General features: G+C 61.6%; 21 protein-coding genes. 16 read left to right on the top strand and 5 right to left on the bottom strand.

All coding sequences use genetic code 11. The features are described 5' to 3' along the window. Positions 1-7 precede the first annotated feature (7 nt). The 10 genes from BUB53_RS14810 to BUB53_RS14770 all read left to right on the top strand — a co-directional run bounded on the left by BUB53_RS14810 (position 8) and on the right by BUB53_RS14770 (position 7,899). Positions 8-1,351 carry an FMN-binding glutamate synthase family protein gene (locus BUB53_RS14810; RefSeq protein WP_073035557.1) on the top strand — a complete coding sequence of 448 codons (1,344 nt, stop codon included), beginning with the start codon at positions 8-10 and terminating at the stop codon, positions 1,349-1,351. A 72-nt stretch (positions 1,352-1,423) separates the two neighbouring features. Continuing rightward, positions 1,424-2,755 carry a type III glutamate--ammonia ligase gene (gene glnT, locus BUB53_RS14805; RefSeq protein ID WP_073035556.1) on the top strand — a complete coding sequence of 444 codons (1,332 nt, stop codon included), beginning with the start codon at positions 1,424-1,426 and terminating at the stop codon, positions 2,753-2,755. 299 nt (positions 2,756-3,054) lie between these two features. Further along, complete coding sequence (locus BUB53_RS14800) at positions 3,055-3,351, top strand: hypothetical protein (protein ID WP_073035555.1); 297 nt, start codon at positions 3,055-3,057, stop codon at positions 3,349-3,351. A 10-nt stretch (positions 3,352-3,361) separates the two neighbouring features. Beyond that, positions 3,362-3,739: a hypothetical protein gene (locus BUB53_RS14795; protein ID WP_073035554.1), complete on the top strand. Its 378-nt coding sequence runs from the start codon at positions 3,362-3,364 to the stop codon at positions 3,737-3,739. Positions 3,740-3,765: 26 nt separating this feature from the next. Further along, positions 3,766-3,942: a hypothetical protein gene (locus tag BUB53_RS23000; RefSeq protein WP_188745012.1), complete on the top strand. Its 177-nt coding sequence runs from the start codon at positions 3,766-3,768 to the stop codon at positions 3,940-3,942. A gap of 2 nt (positions 3,943-3,944) precedes the next feature. After that, positions 3,945-5,366, top strand: a complete 1,422-nt coding sequence (locus BUB53_RS14790; RefSeq protein ID WP_229709559.1) for an APC family permease — start codon at positions 3,945-3,947, stop codon at positions 5,364-5,366. Positions 5,367-5,378: 12 nt separating this feature from the next. Then, on the top strand, positions 5,379-5,804 hold the full coding sequence (locus tag BUB53_RS14785; RefSeq protein WP_084729166.1) for a universal stress protein: 426 nt from the start codon (positions 5,379-5,381) through the stop codon (positions 5,802-5,804). Further along, positions 5,801-6,481, top strand: coding sequence for a hypothetical protein (locus tag BUB53_RS14780; protein WP_073035553.1), 681 nt, complete (start codon positions 5,801-5,803; stop codon positions 6,479-6,481). The genes BUB53_RS14785 and BUB53_RS14780 overlap by 4 nt, the downstream gene beginning before the upstream one ends. Further along, on the top strand, positions 6,465-6,758 hold the full coding sequence (locus tag BUB53_RS14775; protein ID WP_073035552.1) for a hypothetical protein: 294 nt from the start codon (positions 6,465-6,467) through the stop codon (positions 6,756-6,758). The genes BUB53_RS14780 and BUB53_RS14775 overlap by 17 nt, the downstream gene beginning before the upstream one ends. 172 nt (positions 6,759-6,930) lie before the next feature. Beyond that, positions 6,931-7,899, top strand: coding sequence for a hypothetical protein (locus tag BUB53_RS14770; RefSeq protein ID WP_073035551.1), 969 nt, complete (start codon positions 6,931-6,933; stop codon positions 7,897-7,899). 101 nt (positions 7,900-8,000) lie between these two features. Here the strand turns inward: BUB53_RS14770 and BUB53_RS14765 are convergent, their stop codons facing one another. Continuing rightward, positions 8,001-8,567, bottom strand: coding sequence for a YqgE/AlgH family protein (locus tag BUB53_RS14765; protein WP_188745011.1), 567 nt, complete (start codon positions 8,565-8,567; stop codon positions 8,001-8,003). Between the two features lie 146 nt (positions 8,568-8,713). Between BUB53_RS14765 and BUB53_RS14760 the strand changes: the two genes are divergently transcribed. Further along, on the top strand, positions 8,714-9,523 hold the full coding sequence (locus BUB53_RS14760) for a protein-disulfide reductase DsbD domain-containing protein (protein ID WP_073035550.1): 810 nt from the start codon (positions 8,714-8,716) through the stop codon (positions 9,521-9,523). 9 nt (positions 9,524-9,532) lie between these two features. Here the strand turns inward: BUB53_RS14760 and moaB are convergent, their stop codons facing one another. From moaB to BUB53_RS14740, 4 genes are read right to left on the bottom strand one after another with little or no spacing between them, the layout of a single operon-like run. Next, complete coding sequence (gene moaB / locus BUB53_RS14755) at positions 9,533-10,075, bottom strand: molybdenum cofactor biosynthesis protein B (RefSeq protein WP_073035549.1); 543 nt, start codon at positions 10,073-10,075, stop codon at positions 9,533-9,535. 5 nt (positions 10,076-10,080) lie between these two features. Beyond that, positions 10,081-10,707: a LysE family translocator gene (locus BUB53_RS14750; protein ID WP_073035548.1), complete on the bottom strand. Its 627-nt coding sequence runs from the start codon at positions 10,705-10,707 to the stop codon at positions 10,081-10,083. Continuing rightward, positions 10,704-11,303 carry a metallophosphoesterase family protein gene (locus tag BUB53_RS14745; protein WP_073035547.1) on the bottom strand — a complete coding sequence of 200 codons (600 nt, stop codon included), beginning with the start codon at positions 11,301-11,303 and terminating at the stop codon, positions 10,704-10,706. The genes BUB53_RS14750 and BUB53_RS14745 overlap by 4 nt, the downstream gene beginning before the upstream one ends. Further along, positions 11,300-12,082, bottom strand: coding sequence for a uracil-DNA glycosylase (locus tag BUB53_RS14740; protein WP_073035546.1), 783 nt, complete (start codon positions 12,080-12,082; stop codon positions 11,300-11,302). The genes BUB53_RS14745 and BUB53_RS14740 overlap by 4 nt, the downstream gene beginning before the upstream one ends. Positions 12,083-12,194: 112 nt before the next feature. On the opposite strand from BUB53_RS14740, the gene BUB53_RS14735 reads away from it, so the two are divergent. The 5 genes from BUB53_RS14735 to plsY are packed head-to-tail and all read left to right on the top strand — an operon-like array spanning position 12,195 to position 16,009. Next, positions 12,195-13,145, top strand: a complete 951-nt coding sequence (locus BUB53_RS14735) for an aspartate carbamoyltransferase catalytic subunit (RefSeq protein ID WP_073035624.1) — start codon at positions 12,195-12,197, stop codon at positions 13,143-13,145. Further along, positions 13,142-13,678 (top strand): hypothetical protein, encoded by a 537-nt coding sequence (locus BUB53_RS14730; RefSeq protein WP_073035545.1) that lies wholly within the window; start codon positions 13,142-13,144, stop codon positions 13,676-13,678. Before BUB53_RS14735 ends, BUB53_RS14730 begins: the two co-directional genes overlap by 4 nt. Then, positions 13,675-14,127 carry a hypothetical protein gene (locus BUB53_RS14725; protein WP_084729165.1) on the top strand — a complete coding sequence of 151 codons (453 nt, stop codon included), beginning with the start codon at positions 13,675-13,677 and terminating at the stop codon, positions 14,125-14,127. The genes BUB53_RS14730 and BUB53_RS14725 overlap by 4 nt, the downstream gene beginning before the upstream one ends. Continuing rightward, entirely contained in the window at positions 14,124-15,404 is a 1,281-nt protein-coding gene (gene pyrC, locus BUB53_RS14720) for a dihydroorotase (RefSeq protein ID WP_073035543.1), read from the top strand. The genes BUB53_RS14725 and pyrC overlap by 4 nt, the downstream gene beginning before the upstream one ends. After that, positions 15,404-16,009: a glycerol-3-phosphate 1-O-acyltransferase PlsY gene (gene plsY, locus BUB53_RS14715; protein WP_073035542.1), complete on the top strand. Its 606-nt coding sequence runs from the start codon at positions 15,404-15,406 to the stop codon at positions 16,007-16,009. Before pyrC ends, plsY begins: the two co-directional genes overlap by 1 nt. Positions 16,010-16,073: the final 64 nt, after the last annotated feature.

Here is a 16,073-nt window from a genome sequence, read left to right as displayed (position 1 = left end):
ACCTGTCATGGCCAAGGACGATAAACATGTGCCGCGCACCATGCCGGTTTACTCGAGCACCTTTACGCCTGAGATAAATGCCGAAATCCGCCGTGCTGCGGCCACCGGGATTTATGACATTCGCGGCGGCGGGGCCAAGCGCAAGGTTCCGCATTTCGACGACCTGCTCTTTCTGGGCGCGTCGGTCAGCCGCTACCCGCTGGAAGGATATCGCGAACGCTGTGATACCAATGTGGTGTTGGGCACGCGCTATGCGAAGAAGCCGATCAAGCTGGATATTCCGATCACCATCGCCGGGATGTCCTTCGGGGCGCTCAGTGCGCAGGCCAAAGAGGCCCTTGGTCGGGGGGCGTCCGCTGCGGGCACCTCGACCACCACGGGCGATGGCGGCATGACCCCCGAGGAACGCGGTGAATCCAAGACTCTGGTCTATCAGTACCTGCCGTCGCGTTACGGGATGAACCCCGACGATCTGCGTAAGGCCGATGCGATTGAAGTGGTCGTGGGGCAGGGCGCCAAGCCGGGCGGGGGCGGTATGCTTCTGGGGCAGAAGATTTCCGACCGTGTGGCCGCGATGCGCGATCTGCCCAAGGGGATCGACCAGCGCAGCGCCTGCCGTCACCCCGACTGGACCGGGCCGGACGATCTGGAAATCAAGATCCTCGAACTGCGTGAAATCACCGGCTGGGAAAAGCCGATCTACGTCAAGGTCGGCGCGACGCGGCCCTATTTCGACACCACGCTGGCGGTCAAGGCCGGGGCGGATGTGGTCGTGATCGACGGGATGCAGGGCGGCACGGCCGCGACGCAGGACGTGTTCATCGAACATGTGGGCATTCCGACACTGGCCTGTATCCGCGAAGCGGTGCGCGCGCTTGAGGATCTGAACATGCATCGCGAGGTGCAGCTGATCGTGTCGGGCGGTATCCGTTCGGGCGCCGATGTGGCCAAGGCGCTTGCGCTTGGCGCGGATGCCGTCAGCATCGGCACGGCGGCGATGATCGCCCTGGGCGACAATGACCCCAAGTGGGAAGACGAGTACCGCAAGCTGGGGACGACCGCGGATGCCTATGACGACTGGCACGAAGGGCAGGACCCTGCCGGTATCAGCACGCAGGACCCGGAATTGTCCTCACGGCTCGATCCCGTCGAGGCCGGGCGCCGGTTGCGCAACTATCTCAAGGTCATGACGCTGGAGGCGCAGACGCTGGCCCGCGCCTGCGGCAAGAACCACGTCCAGCATCTGGAGCCCGAAGATCTGGTCGCCCTGACGATGGAGGCCGCGGCCATGGCCCAGGTGCCGCTGGCGGGCACCAGCTGGTGGCCGGGAAAACCGGGCACCCAGTTCTGATCGCAAACATAAAACACAAGGGGCGGCGGTAAGCCGCCCCATTTCATGCCAACAGGGAACAAGGAAACAACTATGACGAAAGATCTGGCCGCCTTTGCCGCCGAAAACGGCATCAAGTATTTCATGATCTCATTCACCGACCTTTTCGGCGGGCAGCGGGCCAAACTGGTGCCCGCTCAGGCGATTTCGGACATGCAGGAAGACGGAGCCGGGTTTGCCGGTTTCGCGACATACATGGACATGACCCCGGCGCATCCCGACATGTTGGCCCTGCCAGATCCTGACAGCGTGATTCAGCTGCCCTGGAAACCCGAGGTCGCCTGGGTCGCCGCCAATCCGGTGATGGAAGACAAAGACGTGGCGCAGGCTCCGCGCAATGTGTTGCGCCGCCTGATCGATGAGGCCGCTCAGGAAGGGATGCATGTCAAAACAGGCATCGAGGCCGAGTTTTTCCTGCTGACTCCAGATGGCAGGGAATTGTCGGATGAATTCGATACGGCCGCCAAACCCTGCTATGATCAGCAAGCGGTGATGCGGCGCTATGATGTGGTGCGCGAAATCTGTGACTACATGCTCGAACTGGGCTGGGGGCCGTATCAGAACGACCATGAGGATGCGAATGGCCAGTTCGAAATGAACTGGGAGTTCGACGATGCGTTGCGCACCGCCGACAAGCATTCGTTTTTCAAGTTCATGACAAAATCCGTGGCCGAAAAGCACGGGTTCCGCGCCACATTCATGCCCAAGCCCGTCGAAGGACTGACCGGCAACGGGTGTCACGCGCATATTTCCGTCTGGGATGCACCGGGCGACAAGTCCAGGGCCAATGTCTTTGCCACCGACACGGGGAACGGTCCGGCGGGCGAGTTGGGCCTGTCCGAGAAGGGCACGTATTTCCTGGGCGGGATCATGAAACACGCCAGCGCCCTGGCCGCGATCACCAATCCGACGGTGAACAGCTACAAGCGGATCAATGCGCCCCGCACCATCTCTGGTGCGACATGGGCCCCGAATACGGTGACATGGACAGGCAACAACCGCACCCACATGGTGCGGGTGCCGGGGCCGGGCCGGTTTGAACTGCGCCTGCCGGACGGGGCGGTGAACCCCTATCTGCTTCAGGCGGTGATCATCGCCGCCGGCCTGAGCGGTGTCCGCAGCAAGGCCGATCCGGGCAAACGCCATGACATCGACATGTATGCCGACGGTCACAAGGTGCGCGGCGCCCCGAAACTGCCGCTGAATATGCTGGATGCCCTGCGCACCTATGACAAGGACAAGGAACTGAAAACGATGATGGGCGAGGAATTTTCCAAGGCCTACATCAAGATGAAACACGAGGAATGGAATTCCTTCATTACCCATTTCAGTCAATGGGAGCGTGATCACACGCTTGATATCTGACCTTGCTGGCCCGGTGCACGAAGTGCGCCGGGCGATAAGGCGTGCATGGTCAAGACCTTGATCATGCATATGAAATCTCAAGTCATGAATAACCGGGCAGGGCGAGTTTCTGCGCCGGAAATGCCTGTTTTACTGGCAGGGAACATTTCTGGGCGCTGCAAGCTGAGCGCCAAAAACGGTGCGATGTTCATACTTCGATCACGGTTTGAGCAAAATTCAAAAAAAACTTGATTTTTTAATCGCGGACTCCCTACCATAATTAAAAAAGTTTAATCCAAGTGAACAAGGGAGGAAGTTAAATGCCAGAGGAAATGCAAGCCCGCATTGCCGCGATGTTCCGGGGCGACAAGATATTCGCCTTGGGTTTCGTGGCGGTTCTTTGGGTGGTTGTGTTGTTCGTCTACTTCAGTGTCCGCGACACGATCGGGGGCGGCACGATCGCCAATGTGCTGATCGTGGCCGGAGCACTGGTGCTGTTGTTCAACACGGCGGCGATCTTCGCCATGATCCGTCAATACGCGGCTGAGCGCGATTTCATCTATGGGCTGGATATCCGGCACCTGGACGAAATGAAGCGCGCCAAGCGCGATCGCTGAGGGGACGGAAATGTCAAAGTATTACGAACCGCCCAAGCAAAGCAAACTGGGCCAGCTTTTCGATTCGGCCTTCTTGCTGGTTCTTGTCTATGTCGCCCTGTTCATTCCGCTTATCCTGGGGCTGACGGGGGCCGGGAGCACCACGCATATCCCGGAAGAGGTGAACTGGGATACGTTGGGGCAGAACCCGACCATGCAAGCCCAATGGGAAAAGCTGGGCTACACGCCTGACAGCGCGGCCGAGATCATCAGCACACGCTTCGACTACACGATCAACCCGATTCTGCTGGCGATCACCGCAATCGTGATCATCGGCTATTTCGTGTTCCTCGTGAAGGTATCGGACAAGGAATACCGCGAGGTTATCCGGGAGAAGTTCGATCAGTGATCTGATCGGCAGGGAGGAAACAAATCATGTGGATTTTGTTGGAATACGCAGCCTGGGCCATCGCGGCGCTGTTGCTGCTGTGGATGGTGATGGATGCGGCGCGGGTCAACCGCGAGTTTGACGAGGATGTCCTTCTTTCATCGCGCGAAGGTATCGATGAACTGCTGGAACACGGTGACGTTCCCGAAGCGAAGGAGAACTGAGAATGAGCGATCAAACAGCAAATGGCTCAGCGACGGCGGCGGTCGAAGCTGCGGTCAGGGAAGATCGTGTCGGTCTGCTGAGGGTTCTGGGGCCGGTTCATGTCTGGGCGCTTGGCGTCGGGATCGTTCTGGTCGGCGAATTCATGGGCTGGAATTTCTCGGTGGGCAAAGGGGGCGCCATGGGCGCGCTGATCGCCTGTTGGGTGATCGGCCTGCTGTACACCTGCGTCGCCATGATCGATTCGGAGGTGACATCGACCGTCGCGGCGGCTGGCGGGCAATATGCGCAAGCCAAGCATATCATGGGGCCGCTGATGGCTTTCAACGTGGGGCTTTACCTTGTGATGGCCTACACGATGCTCGAGGCGGCGGATGCGCTGATCGTCGGTGACCTTCTGGTCATTCTGGCCGAGCAGACAGGATACGAGGCGCTTGATCCCAAGCCATTCGTGATCCTGATCATCGCGTTTCTGGCTTTCCTGAACTATCGCGGTGTCTTCATGACGCTGACGCTCAACTTCATCATCACGGCGGCGGCGTTCGTATCGATCATCATTCTGTTCCTCGGCGTTCAGCCCTGGCAGCCCGGCGCGATGCTCAAGCACAGCGATCTTCTGACCGACCTGCCGTATGGCTGGATCGGGGTGATCGCGGCGTTCCAGTTCGGTATCTGGTACTATCTGGGGATCGAAGGCACCTGTCAGGCCGCCGAAGAGGTCCGTTCCCCCAGCCGGTCGTTGCCGCTCGGTACGATGACGGGGATCATGACGCTGCTGATCGCCGCGACGCTGACATGGTATGTCTGCTCGGGGCTGTTGCCGTGGGAGTATCTGGGTCAGGCCACTGTGCCGCTTTACGATGCCGCGCGCATGACCGGCAGCACCACGCTTCAGATCTTCCTGTTCGTAGGCACGATGTTTGCCGCGACGGCGTCGGCCAACGGCTGTATCAACGACGCATCGCGGGCGTGGTTCTCGATGGGGCGTGACCGTTACATGCCGCTGTGGTTCGGGGCCGTGCATCCGCGTTATCGGACGCCGTACCGGTCGATTCTGTTCCTGATCCCGATTGCCGTGTCCTTTGCCTTTACCGGGCTGCTGGACCAGGTGATCACCTTCTCGATCCTGTCGGGTCTGCTGGGCTATACGTTCATGCCGATCAATATGGTGATCTTCCGCAAGAAATGGCCTCTGGGGACGATCCGGCGCGGGTATGTGCATCCGTTCCACCCGATTCCAGCAATTGTGCTGATGGTGCTTTGCATCACCACCTTCTTTGCCACTTACCTGGGCTTTGGGGTGCAGTTGCTGGCGATGATGGTCTTCTACATCGTCGTGTCGATCTGGTTCTCGGTGCATCGCTATAAATACGTCCGCCGGTCGGATCAGTTCACGATGAACTGGCCGAAACCGCAGGGCTACTGAGGGGGAAAGACCATGATGGACAGAATCCTGTGTGCAATCGACGGGTCGAAGGCGGCGCAACGCGCCGTCACCTTCGGGATCGCCCTGGCCGAGAAATGCAATGCCGAGCTGTGCTTTGTCACGGTCTCGACGGTGTCGCAATCCAGCGCGGCGGACAGCCCCTTTTGGGATACCAAGCTGTTCGACGCGGGCGAGGCATTGATCGAGCGCGAGTTGGGCGATGCCATGCGCGAGGCGTCCGGCAGTTCGGTCAAGGCCAGTTGCGCGACGATCTCGGGGCGCGACATCGCCCATGCGATCGTGGCCTATGCCATGGCCGAAGGTTATGACCACATCGTGATGGGCTCGACCGGGCACACCGCGTTCGGGCGTTTGCTGACCGGCTCGATCGTGGACGATGTGCTCAGCCAGAATCATCCGCCGGTCACGGTGGTATGAGCGCGACGACGCTTGCCCTTGTCGCCGCCGGCGTGGCCGGATTGGGGACGCTCTATGTCAAGGATAACCGGCGCGAGAAATCGCGCCGGGCTCTTTCGTTCGAGGGATGCCGGGGGTATCTGGAGAACGAGCGCGTGACGCTTGAGGAGACCGGGTATCCGAAAGTGACCGGGCGCTACCACGGAACCGAGGTGGAAATCCGTCTTGCCGTGGACACGATTCAACTGCGCAAACTGCCGGTGCTGTGGCTGATGGTGACCGTGCAGCGGTCCGTGCCTGTCACGGGTGTGGTCGATATCATGACCCGCGCCACCAATTCCGAGATATTCTCGCCCCATAACGACTTGCCTGTCGCGCTGCCCTTGCCGCAAGGATGGCCGAACGAAATCAATATCCGCACCGATGACCCGCAGGCGGCAGGCCCCGTTCTGGACAAGGTTGCGGATCACGTGCAGGCCTTCGTGGCCGATAACCGGGGCAAGGAGATGCTGATCACCCCGCGCGGTGTGCGTCTGGTTCATCGCCTGTGCGAAAGCGACCGGGGGCACTACCTTATGACCCGGCTGCCCAGGTTCGACGGGGATCAGGTGCCGTTCGAAACCGTGGACCCTCTTATTCAACAGGCCATTGCCGTTGCCGAAAGCCTGAAGGACATGCCGAATGACCAAGCCGATTGACATGCCCAAGCCGTCGAGCCCGGCTCTCGTGATGGCGGTTGCTGCTGTTCTGACCGGAATGGGGCAGGTCATGAACGGGCAGGCGAACCGGGGCCTGATGATGGCGTTTACCGCACTTTCGCTGGCCTGGGTCAGCTACAACCTGACGACGCCCGAGCATTCATTTGTCGGGCGCTATGCGGGTGGGTTCATGATTCATGCTATCGCCTTTATGGATGCCTATCGCGTGGCCAAGTTCCGTTGGCAGGAATGGAAATCGGGGCAGCGGCAGGATTGATTGGCAGGGGATCAGGCGCTGTCACATCGGGGAGTCTCCAAGCACGACATACATTTGCGGGCCGCTGAACGCATTATATTGCGCGCAGGGGATCTGAGGTATGTGAAAACCATTGGAAGATAGGGTAAACCAAAGCTGACAGTACGAGCATGCAAGGTTTCAAAATCCCAAAATGAGTAAGAGCAGTACAGGTACCGGTTCGAAGCAGCGCGTGGTGTTCCTGCACCGGCGGGGGCATGTGTCCAGCGGAGCCAAGATCATGCGTTGCGATCAGCTTTCGCAGATATGTGCGCGGCATCTCGGGAATGCTTACGATTTCTCCGTGCAGTCTCAATCCCCGATGCGCGATGGCGACATGCTGCGCCAGTCGGTCCAAGATTTGCAGGGCGCAATTGTGATCCTGCTCAAAGGCGTTGCCAAGCTCTTCGGCTCCGAGGGGATGGAGATGCTGCACGAAAAGACGCGTGGCATTTGTATCGACTATGTAGATGCCACCGTTGCCGAAAGTTTCTCGCCCTTTGCCGCTGTGCATATCGGGGCCTCGCATGCGGGATGCGCGATTCTCGAGGACCATCTGGGAAAATCCAGTCGAGTCGTGGGGCAGTCCGAAGTCGCACTTTTGACGCATCACGCCGATCCCCGCCTTGATCGATACGAAATGCAGAAGCTGCACAGCCTGCGGACAGTGTATATGGGTCATCCCCAAAACCTGTTCCTGCCCGAAGCGGCGGCGAGGCATGTGTCTCTGCTGAACTATTTCGACGATTCAAGCATTGGGGATGTGTTCTCGGCGCTGTGCTGTTTCAACATGCACTATTGTGTGAGGCCTCGGCAACAATCGGCTCTGGCGCGCAATATGGCCAAACCCTTTACCAAGGGCTTCAACGCTGCCGCTTTGGGGGCGAATGTGATGACCACACGCGACACTGCGGATGCCGAGTATTACCTTGGTCCCGACTATCCTTTCCTGCTTGATGATGCGGAGGAGAGCACGATTCTGGCCGGACTGGAAAAGGCCAGGGAGCTTTACGACACCCCCGCCTGGCAGGAGGCGAGCGAGCGCATGGCCCATGTCCGGGAGCTTACCTCCGAAGCCCACATCATGGGCGAGATGAAGGCGATTTTATCCCGGTTCGCCTGAGTGGTTGCTGTCGCACTCATCATGCTTGATGTGCGTGATAACCTGCGGAAAGGCGTTACGGCAGTATATTCGGCAGGTGTGTGATGCGGGCGTGTTCGTTTTCAGGCGCGTCCCGCATCCGCGGACAGCGTCAGCGCACTGACACCAAGCGTGTTCAGGGCGCCTTCCCATTTTTCGGGATCGGGCGTGTCGAAAACAAGCCCGCGGTCGGCGTCGCAGGTCAGCCAGCCGTTCTGTGCGATTTCGGATTCCAGTTGCCCCGGCCCCCATCCGGCGTATCCCAATGCCATGATGACTCGTGCCGGACCGCGCCCTTCGGCCAGGTCTTCGAGTATGTCCAGGGTGGCGGTCATCGCGAAATCGTCATTCACATCCAGTGTCGATATGGACGAGTGATAACCATAGTCATGCAACACGAATCCGCGCCCATGTTCGACCGGCCCCCCGAAATGCACAGCCATTTCGGGCAGGTCGGGCCCGGGTTTTATGGCAAGCTGCTCCAGCAGGTCTTTGAATTGCAGGTCGCGGGTGGGTTTGTTGATCACCAGTCCCATGGCGCCCTCGTCGGAATGGGCGCACATGAAGATTACGGAATGCTCAAACCTCGGATCGCCCATGCCGGGCATGGCGATCAGAAGTTTTCCGGTCAGGTCGATTGGGCTGGTCAAGCGTGCACTCCGCAGGGTTCACGATCAAGAATGGGACGACTGGAGGCACAGTTCAAGCGTTGCAATCCTGTGTGCGCGACATTTCTCTCGGTGTGCTCGCTGGAAAGTGAGTTGGAATTTCAGGCAGGATCGCCCATTTGAGGGATATGAACGCTCGTATCCTTCTTTTCCTTGCCGTACTGTGGGCGCCTTTCCTGTCGGTCCAGACAGCGCAGGCCGATCCCGACATGGTGGATGCCCATATCCTGACCGGCTGGCGGCAAGAGGATGGCCGCCATATTTCGGCATTGCATCTGACGCTGAAGAACGGTTGGAAAACCTATTGGCGGGCTCCGGGAGATGCTGGTATTCCCCCTCAGTTCGATTGGCGCAAATCGCGCAATCTTGCGGGGGTGCAGGTTACGTGGCCGACACCGCGCACCATTCGCCAAAGCGGTGTGCGCACGATCGGTTATGCCGAGAGCATGACCTTGCCGCTGACCTTGATACCGGAAACACCGGGTCAGCCCATCGTGCTGGACGGAACGATCGAAATCGGGGTTTGCAAGGATGTCTGCGTTCCCGTCACCTTACGTCTCTCGCAGGATCTGGCGGCACAGCCGTCAAAGCGTGACCCGCGAATCGTGGCGGCGATGGCTGCGCGACCGTTTTCCGCGAAAGAGGCAGGGGTAACGCGCGTGGCGTGCTCGATCAGCCCGATCAAGGGCGGGCTGCGGCTGCGCGCCGAGGTGGACTTGCCCGATACCGGCGGCCAGGAAGTTGCGGTAATCGAAACGCCCAACCCGGCGATATGGGTGGCGCAGGCCGACACCGCGCGCCGGAACGGTCGGCTGGTGGCCGAAACCGATATGTATCATGTCAACGGCGGCACCTTTGCGCTGGATCGTTCCGGGCTGCGGATCACGGTGATCGGTGAAAAACGCGCGGTGGATATTCGCGGTTGTCCGGGGGGATAAGTTCCGGGTTTACTTGCGCCGTTGGTGCTCATCCAGCCGGGGCATGATCTCGACGAAATTGCAGGGGCGGTGGCGATAATCCAGTTGCAGGCTCAGGATGTCGTCCCACGCATCCTTGCAGGCACCGGGGCTGCCGGGCAGGGCGAACAGGTAGGTGCCTCCGGCCACGCCGCCCGTGGCGCGTGACTGAACCGCACTGGTGCCGATCTTCTGAAAGCTGACCATGGCGAAGACGGTGCCGAAAGCGTCGATCTCTTTCTCGTAGACATCGCGATGCGCCTCGACCGTCACGTCGCGTCCCGTCAGGCCGGTGCCGCCGGTGGAAATCACCACATCCACCTCGTCCGATGCGATCCACTCGCGCAGCTGGTCGGCAATCTGGTCGCGCTCGTCGCGCACAATCATCCGGTCGGCCAGCACATGGCCCGCGGCCTCGATCCGGTTCACCAGCACTTCGCCGGAACGGTCCTCGGAAATGTCGCGGCTGTCGCTGACGGTCAGAACGGCGATGCGAACGGGGATGAATTCCTTGCTTTCGTCGATACGTCCCATGCGGGTCAACTCCTTTGGATTAGGGCGAGCCGCACGGCCAGCCCTGCGAATATCGCGGCACTGGCATAGCCAAGGCCGCGTGTAAACCGGGCCGAGGTGGCCAGACGGCGGCCAACGCCCCCGGCAAACATTCCCACCGCCCCGTTGATGATGAACCCGCCAAGGCCAAGGATCAGCCCGTAGATCAGGAACTGCCCGAGGATCGCGCCGCGCGCGGGGTCCACGAATTGCGGCACGAAAGCCAGCACGAACAGGATCACCTTGGGATTCAGCAGGTTGACCACCAGCCCCTGACGAAAGGCGCGCGTGGCGGGGATGTTTAGCGGCGTTGCCACAGATGGCGCCGGACGGCGCAACGCGGCCCATGCCAGCCACAGAAGATAGGCCACCCCGATCCAGCGGATCACGTCGAACAACCACGGCAGCGCCGCCAATGCCGCGCCAAGGCCCAGCCCGGCCAGCGTGACATGCACCACGCCGCCCGCCGCGATTCCGGCGCTTGCGGCAATAGCTGGCCGCGGCCCCGAGCGCAGCCCGAGCCCGAGGCAAAACATCATGTCCGCCCCCGGCGTCAGGTTCAGCGCCAGACCGGCCGGAATGAATGCCAAGAGGACAAGCGGATCGACGATCATGGGCCGGCCTCGAACCAGTTTGGCGTCGGGCCCAGATTGACCACCTGGGTTTTGCCAATCATACCGCGCTGCCCCCAACTGTCATGGATATGACCGCACAGAACCAGTTCGGGGTGCAGGCGTTCAATCGCGGCGCGAATGGCGGTCGAGCCGACCGACGCCCCTTGCGAGGTGACATCGGCGACACCCTTGGGCGGCGAATGGGTGATCAGGATATCAGCATCGGTACATGCGTTCAGCAGGGTTTCGGCCTCTGCTTCGCTCAGATCGCATGACCAGTCGTCAAAGGGCGTGACAGGCACGCCATAGCCAAGGCCGAAAATGCGCAGCCCCTCAACTTCCGTTCCGCGCCCGTGCAAAACCGTGGCGCCTGTGCCCACAGCGTTGCGCAATTCCTTGTCGCTTTCGGCATTGCCGGGCACCACGATCATCGGAGCCGTGATACCATCGAGCATTGCCATGGCCTGTTTCAGCCCCTGCCGGTGATTGCAGAAATCTCCTGCACCGATCACCAGGTCGGCATCTTCGCTGGCGGCAACCAGATCGGCGGCATGCCCCCGTGACAGGTGCAGATCCGAGAAGGCCAGGATTTTCACGATCCCCCCCTCAGCCGCGCCTGCAATTCCAACAGGTCCGCCCATGCCTCGCGCTTGGCATGCGGGCTGCGCAGCAGATAGGCGGGGTGGAACATCGGCAGGGTCGGTTTGCCATAGCTTTCGGTCCAGTGGCCCCGCAGCCGGGTGATGCCGCGTTTGCCCAGACCCGCCTGACAACTGATATTGCCCATCAGCACGATCACCTCGGGCGCGATCAACTCGACATGGCGCTGCACGAAGGGCACCATCATGGCGATTTCCGTGGGTTTCGGATCGCGGTTCTGTGGCGGGCGCCACGGCAGGACATTGGTGATATACACGGATTTCTCGGCATCCGTCGCATCGCGCGCCATACCGATTGCGGCAAACATCCGGTCCAGCAATTGCCCGGCGCGTCCGACGAACGGCCTGCCCTGAATATCCTCGTCCCGCCCCGGTGCTTCGCCGATGATCATCACGCGCGCGGTCGGGTTGCCATCGGCAAAGACAAGGTTGCGCGCGCCGCGCTTCAGATCGCAATGCTCGAACGCGGCCATCGCTTCCTGCAAAGCCTCAAGCGATCCGGCGTTCTGCGCGGCGGCCCTGGCCTCCTGCACCGGATCGGCGGCAGGGACGGCGGCGGGCGGCGCGGTTTGGGCCGTTGCGGCGGCAGGTTTCGCCACCTTTTCGGGCACCTCATAGCGGTTCACCGGCGCGTCGCAAATCGCCTCGGTCACGCCGAGTTCGATCTGCCAGTCCAGCAGGGCCTTTGCGGTATGATAGTCCAAAGCCGATTCCATGATATGCGCAGGCTACTCCCCTGTCGCGCTGGTGGAAAGCGGGCAAAGCGACACCTTGCCCCTGACCGCGACCCTTCCTATAAGCGGGCAGGATCACGGAACGGAGCGGCGGATGACCTTTTCACACTCCCACCTTCTGGGGATCGAACCCCTCTCGCCGCCCGAAATCACCGAGATTCTGGATCTGGCCGATCAATACGTGGCCCTGAACCGGCAGGACATGAAGCACTCCGATGCTTTGGCGGGCCTTACCCAGATCAACATGTTTTTCGAAAACTCCACCCGGACGCAGGCCAGCTTCGAACTGGCGGGCAAACGTCTGGGGGCCGACGTGATGAACATGGCGATGCAGGCCAGTTCGATCAAAAAGGGTGAAACCCTGATCGACACGGCGATGACGCTCAACGCCATGCACCCCGATCTCCTGGTCGTGCGCCACCCGCATTCCGGCGCGGTGGACCTGTTGGCGCAGAAGGTGAACTGCGCCGTTCTGAACGCCGGCGACGGACGCCACGAACACCCGACGCAGGCGCTTCTGGATGCGCTGACCATCCGCCGGGCCAAGGGCCGCCTGCACCGGCTGAATATCGCCATTTGCGGCGATATCGCCCACAGCCGTGTGGCGCGCTCGAATATCCTTCTGTTGGGCAAGATGGAAAACCGTGTGCGCCTGATCGGCCCGCCCACGCTGATGCCTTCCGGCATCGCCGATTTCGGGGTCGAGGTCTATGACGACATGGCCGAGGGGCTGCGCGATGTGGACGTGGTGATGATGCTGCGCCTTCAGCGCGAACGGATGGACGGCGGCTTTATCCCCTCGGAGCGTGAATATTATTTCCGCTACGGTCTGGACGCCGAGAAACTGGGATATGCAAAGGAGGATGCGATCGTCATGCATCCCGGCCCGATGAACAGGGGCGTCGAGATCGACGGCGAGATCGCCGACGACATCAATCGCAGCGTCATTCAGGAACAGGTCGAGATGGGCGTTGCCGTGCGCATGGCCGCGATGGACCTTCTGGCGCGTAACCTGCGCGCCCGCCCGCACGAGGTGCTGGTATGAGCGACCGGATCGAGATCAAACCGACGGAACACGGCGTCGTCCGTGTGTTTACCGTCGATTTGACCCCCGATCAGGTCGAGGCGTTCAATCGCCGGAACGGCAACTGGCCGCTGCAACAGGCGCTTGGCGCGGAAGCGCTGAACCCCGATCATGTCGAACTGTTCCCGCTCTCCGATCTCGATGAACTGGGGTTGAGCGGCTATCTGGAACAAGGCCACGGGATTCCCGTTGCCGAACTGGCAGGCATGCGGGCGCGGCTTGACGGGTTGGCGGGCCATGTTCTGATCGTGACCTCCCGCGCCTTTGACGGGCAAGCGCAGGTGTTGACGCCCCGTGCCCCCCTGCACCTGATCGCCAGCTTCAACGAGGAAACCGCGCCGGTGTCGTTCGATCCGCTGCCGTCCGAGGCCGCGCGCGGCACGACTGGTGACAAACCCGGCCCAAACGATGCCGCCATGTCGGGGCGCATTGCCAGTCTGGCGCTGCTGGTGCTGTTCCTGTTGGTCGCGGTCGTCATCTGGATCGCGTCATGAGTGAAAGCCTGATCCATTCCATGACGCCGACCACCCCCCTCGCCGAGGGCGAGCGCGTTATGCACAGTTTCCACCCGGACAGGGCGGCCTATTGGCGCGATCACGCGTGGCTGGCCGCCGGGGCCATGGCCATCGGGATGGTGATCTTGTGGGGGATGGGAAATCCGCATGTCTGGACCGGGGCCGTCGGCGGGCTGGCGGCGGTGGCGGTGCGCGCCTTTTACGTGGCCTCGGACGAAATGCAGGCCCGGTGGGATTTGACCGACCGCCGCCTTCTGGGGCCGCAAACCCGCGCCGTTTTCCTGCGCGACATTCAGACCATCCGCACCTTGGGAAGCGCCGTGCAGATCGTGACACGCTCCGGCGACAAGCATCTTCTGAAATACCAATCCGACCGCGACGCCACCTGCAAGCGGATCGAAACCGCGATCACCGGAGCCGTGCAATGACCACAACCCTTCTCACCAATGCCCGCCTGATCGACCCGGAACAAGGCACCGAGGCGCCCGGTTGGCTGCTGATCGAAAACGGTGCTATCGCGGCAACTGGGGTGGGGGCAGAGAGGCCGGAGGCCGACAAGATGGTCGATTGCGGGGGCAAATGCCTTGCGCCGGGTATCGTCGATATCGGCGTCAAGGTGTGCGAGCCGGGGGAGCGGCACAAGGAATCCTATCGTTCCGCCGGTCTGGCCGCGGCGGCGGGCGGGGTCACCACCATGGTCACCCGCCCCGATACCAGCCCCGCCATCGACAGCCCCGAGACGCTGGAATTCGTCGCGCGCCGCGCCAATGCGGCCGGCCCCGTGCATGTCCGCCCCATGGCGGCGCTGACCAAGGGGCGCGAAGGTCGCGAGATGACCGAGATCGGGTTTCTCATGGATGCGGGCGCGGTGGCCTTTACCGATTGCGATCATGTGATCGCCAACACCAAGGTGTTCAGCCGCGCGCTGACCTATGCCCGTTCCCTTGGCGCGTTGATCATCGCCCACCCGCAAGAGCCGGGTCTGAGTGCCGGGGCGGCGGCCACCAGCGGCAAGTTCGCCTCTCTGCGCGGGTTGCCTGCCGTGTCGCCCATGGCGGAACGCATGGGGCTGGACCGCGATATCGCCCTGCTGGAAATGACGGGCGCGGCCTATCACGCCGACCAGATCACCACCGCCCGCGCGCTGCCCGCGCTTGAGCGCGCCAGGCGTAACGGGCTGAACATCACCGCCGGTACCTCGATCCATCACCTGACCCTGAACGAACTGGACGTGGCCGACTATCGCACCTTCTTCAAGGTCAAGCCGCCCCTGCGCTCGGAAGACGACCGGCAGGCAGTGATCGAGGCCGTGCGCAAGGGCCTGATCGACGTGATCAGTTCCATGCATACCCCGCAGGACGAGGAATCCAAGCGCCTGCCGTTCGAAGAGGCTGCCAGCGGCGCGGTGGCGTTGGAAACCCTGCTGCCTGCCGCGCTGCGCCTGTATCATTCGGGCGATCTGGACCTGCCCACGCTGTTTCGGGCCATGGCGCTGAATCCGGCGCGGCGGCTCGGCCTGCCTTCGGGGCGGCTGTCGGCGGGCGCGCCTGCCGATCTGGTGTTGTTCGATGCCGACAAACCCTTTGTCATGGACCGCACGACGCTGCGCTCGAAATCCAAGAACACGCCGTTTGACGGTCAGCGCATGCAAGGTAAGGTGCTGGCGACCTATGTTGCGGGAACCCCCGTTTTCGAGGCCGCCTGATGCCTGATTTTGAAACCAGCCAGTCGCTTTTGATCCTGTGGGCCGTCATCGGGTACCTGCTTGGTTCCATTCCGTTCGGCATGGTGCTGGCGAAGGCGATGAACCTCGGCAATCTGCGCGAGATCGGGTCAGGCAACATCGGGGCGACCAACGTCTTGCGTACCGGCTCCAAGGGGGCGGCGGCGGCCACGTTGCTGCTGGACGGGGCCAAGGGGGCGGTGGCCGTTCTGCTGGCGCGGGCGGTCAGTGGTGAAGACGCCGCACAGCTTGCGGCGCTGATGGCGTTCCTCGGGCATTGCTATCCCGTTTGGCTGGGTTTCAAGGGTGGCAAGGGAGTGGCGACCTTTCTGGGCCTGATGCTGGCGCTGGCCTGGCCCGTCGGTCTGGCCTGTTGCCTGACATGGCTGGTGACCGCCCTGATCGTGCGGATTTCGTCCTTTGCCGCGATCGTGGCGGCAGCGTCATCGACGATCTGGATGTTCTTCCTCGGTCAGGGGAAAATGGTGGTGCTCGGTTTCCTGCTGATGCTGCTGATTTTCTGGCGGCACCGCGCGAATATCGTACGGCTGAAGGCCGGAACCGAACCGAAGATCGGCCAGAAATAAGCCGTGATCCTCCGGCCTGCCCGTCTGGCAGATACCGACGTCATACCGACATGATACCGACGTT

Source organism: Roseovarius pacificus, from assembly GCF_900142665.1.
GTDB lineage: Bacteria > Pseudomonadota > Alphaproteobacteria > Rhodobacterales > Rhodobacteraceae > Roseovarius > Roseovarius pacificus.
Note: the sequence above shows the minus strand (reverse complement) of the source record. Positions and strands in the feature narration are given on the sequence as shown.

Excerpts from the sequence above, each read along its gene's own strand:
- BUB53_RS14810 (WP_073035557.1), top strand. The coding sequence starts at position 8 with ATGGCCAAGGACGATAAACATGTGCCGCGCACCATGCCGGTTTACTCG.
- glnT (WP_073035556.1), top strand. The coding sequence starts at position 1,424 with ATGACGAAAGATCTGGCCGCCTTTGCCGCCGAAAACGGCATCAAGTAT.
- BUB53_RS14800 (WP_073035555.1), top strand. The coding sequence starts at position 3,055 with ATGCCAGAGGAAATGCAAGCCCGCATTGCCGCGATGTTCCGGGGCGAC.
- BUB53_RS14795 (WP_073035554.1), top strand. The coding sequence starts at position 3,362 with ATGTCAAAGTATTACGAACCGCCCAAGCAAAGCAAACTGGGCCAGCTT.
- BUB53_RS23000 (WP_188745012.1), top strand. The coding sequence starts at position 3,766 with ATGTGGATTTTGTTGGAATACGCAGCCTGGGCCATCGCGGCGCTGTTG.
- BUB53_RS14790 (WP_229709559.1), top strand. The coding sequence starts at position 3,945 with ATGAGCGATCAAACAGCAAATGGCTCAGCGACGGCGGCGGTCGAAGCT.
- BUB53_RS14785 (WP_084729166.1), top strand. The coding sequence starts at position 5,379 with ATGATGGACAGAATCCTGTGTGCAATCGACGGGTCGAAGGCGGCGCAA.
- BUB53_RS14780 (WP_073035553.1), top strand. The coding sequence starts at position 5,801 with ATGAGCGCGACGACGCTTGCCCTTGTCGCCGCCGGCGTGGCCGGATTG.
- BUB53_RS14775 (WP_073035552.1), top strand. The coding sequence starts at position 6,465 with ATGACCAAGCCGATTGACATGCCCAAGCCGTCGAGCCCGGCTCTCGTG.
- BUB53_RS14770 (WP_073035551.1), top strand. The coding sequence starts at position 6,931 with ATGAGTAAGAGCAGTACAGGTACCGGTTCGAAGCAGCGCGTGGTGTTC.
- BUB53_RS14760 (WP_073035550.1), top strand. The coding sequence starts at position 8,714 with ATGAACGCTCGTATCCTTCTTTTCCTTGCCGTACTGTGGGCGCCTTTC.
- moaB (WP_073035549.1), bottom strand. The coding sequence starts at position 10,075 with ATGGGACGTATCGACGAAAGCAAGGAATTCATCCCCGTTCGCATCGCC.
- BUB53_RS14750 (WP_073035548.1), bottom strand. The coding sequence starts at position 10,707 with ATGATCGTCGATCCGCTTGTCCTCTTGGCATTCATTCCGGCCGGTCTG.
- BUB53_RS14740 (WP_073035546.1), bottom strand. The coding sequence starts at position 12,082 with ATGGAATCGGCTTTGGACTATCATACCGCAAAGGCCCTGCTGGACTGG.
- BUB53_RS14735 (WP_073035624.1), top strand. The coding sequence starts at position 12,195 with ATGACCTTTTCACACTCCCACCTTCTGGGGATCGAACCCCTCTCGCCG.
- BUB53_RS14730 (WP_073035545.1), top strand. The coding sequence starts at position 13,142 with ATGAGCGACCGGATCGAGATCAAACCGACGGAACACGGCGTCGTCCGT.
- BUB53_RS14725 (WP_084729165.1), top strand. The coding sequence starts at position 13,675 with ATGAGTGAAAGCCTGATCCATTCCATGACGCCGACCACCCCCCTCGCC.
- pyrC (WP_073035543.1), top strand. The coding sequence starts at position 14,124 with ATGACCACAACCCTTCTCACCAATGCCCGCCTGATCGACCCGGAACAA.
- plsY (WP_073035542.1), top strand. The coding sequence starts at position 15,404 with ATGCCTGATTTTGAAACCAGCCAGTCGCTTTTGATCCTGTGGGCCGTC.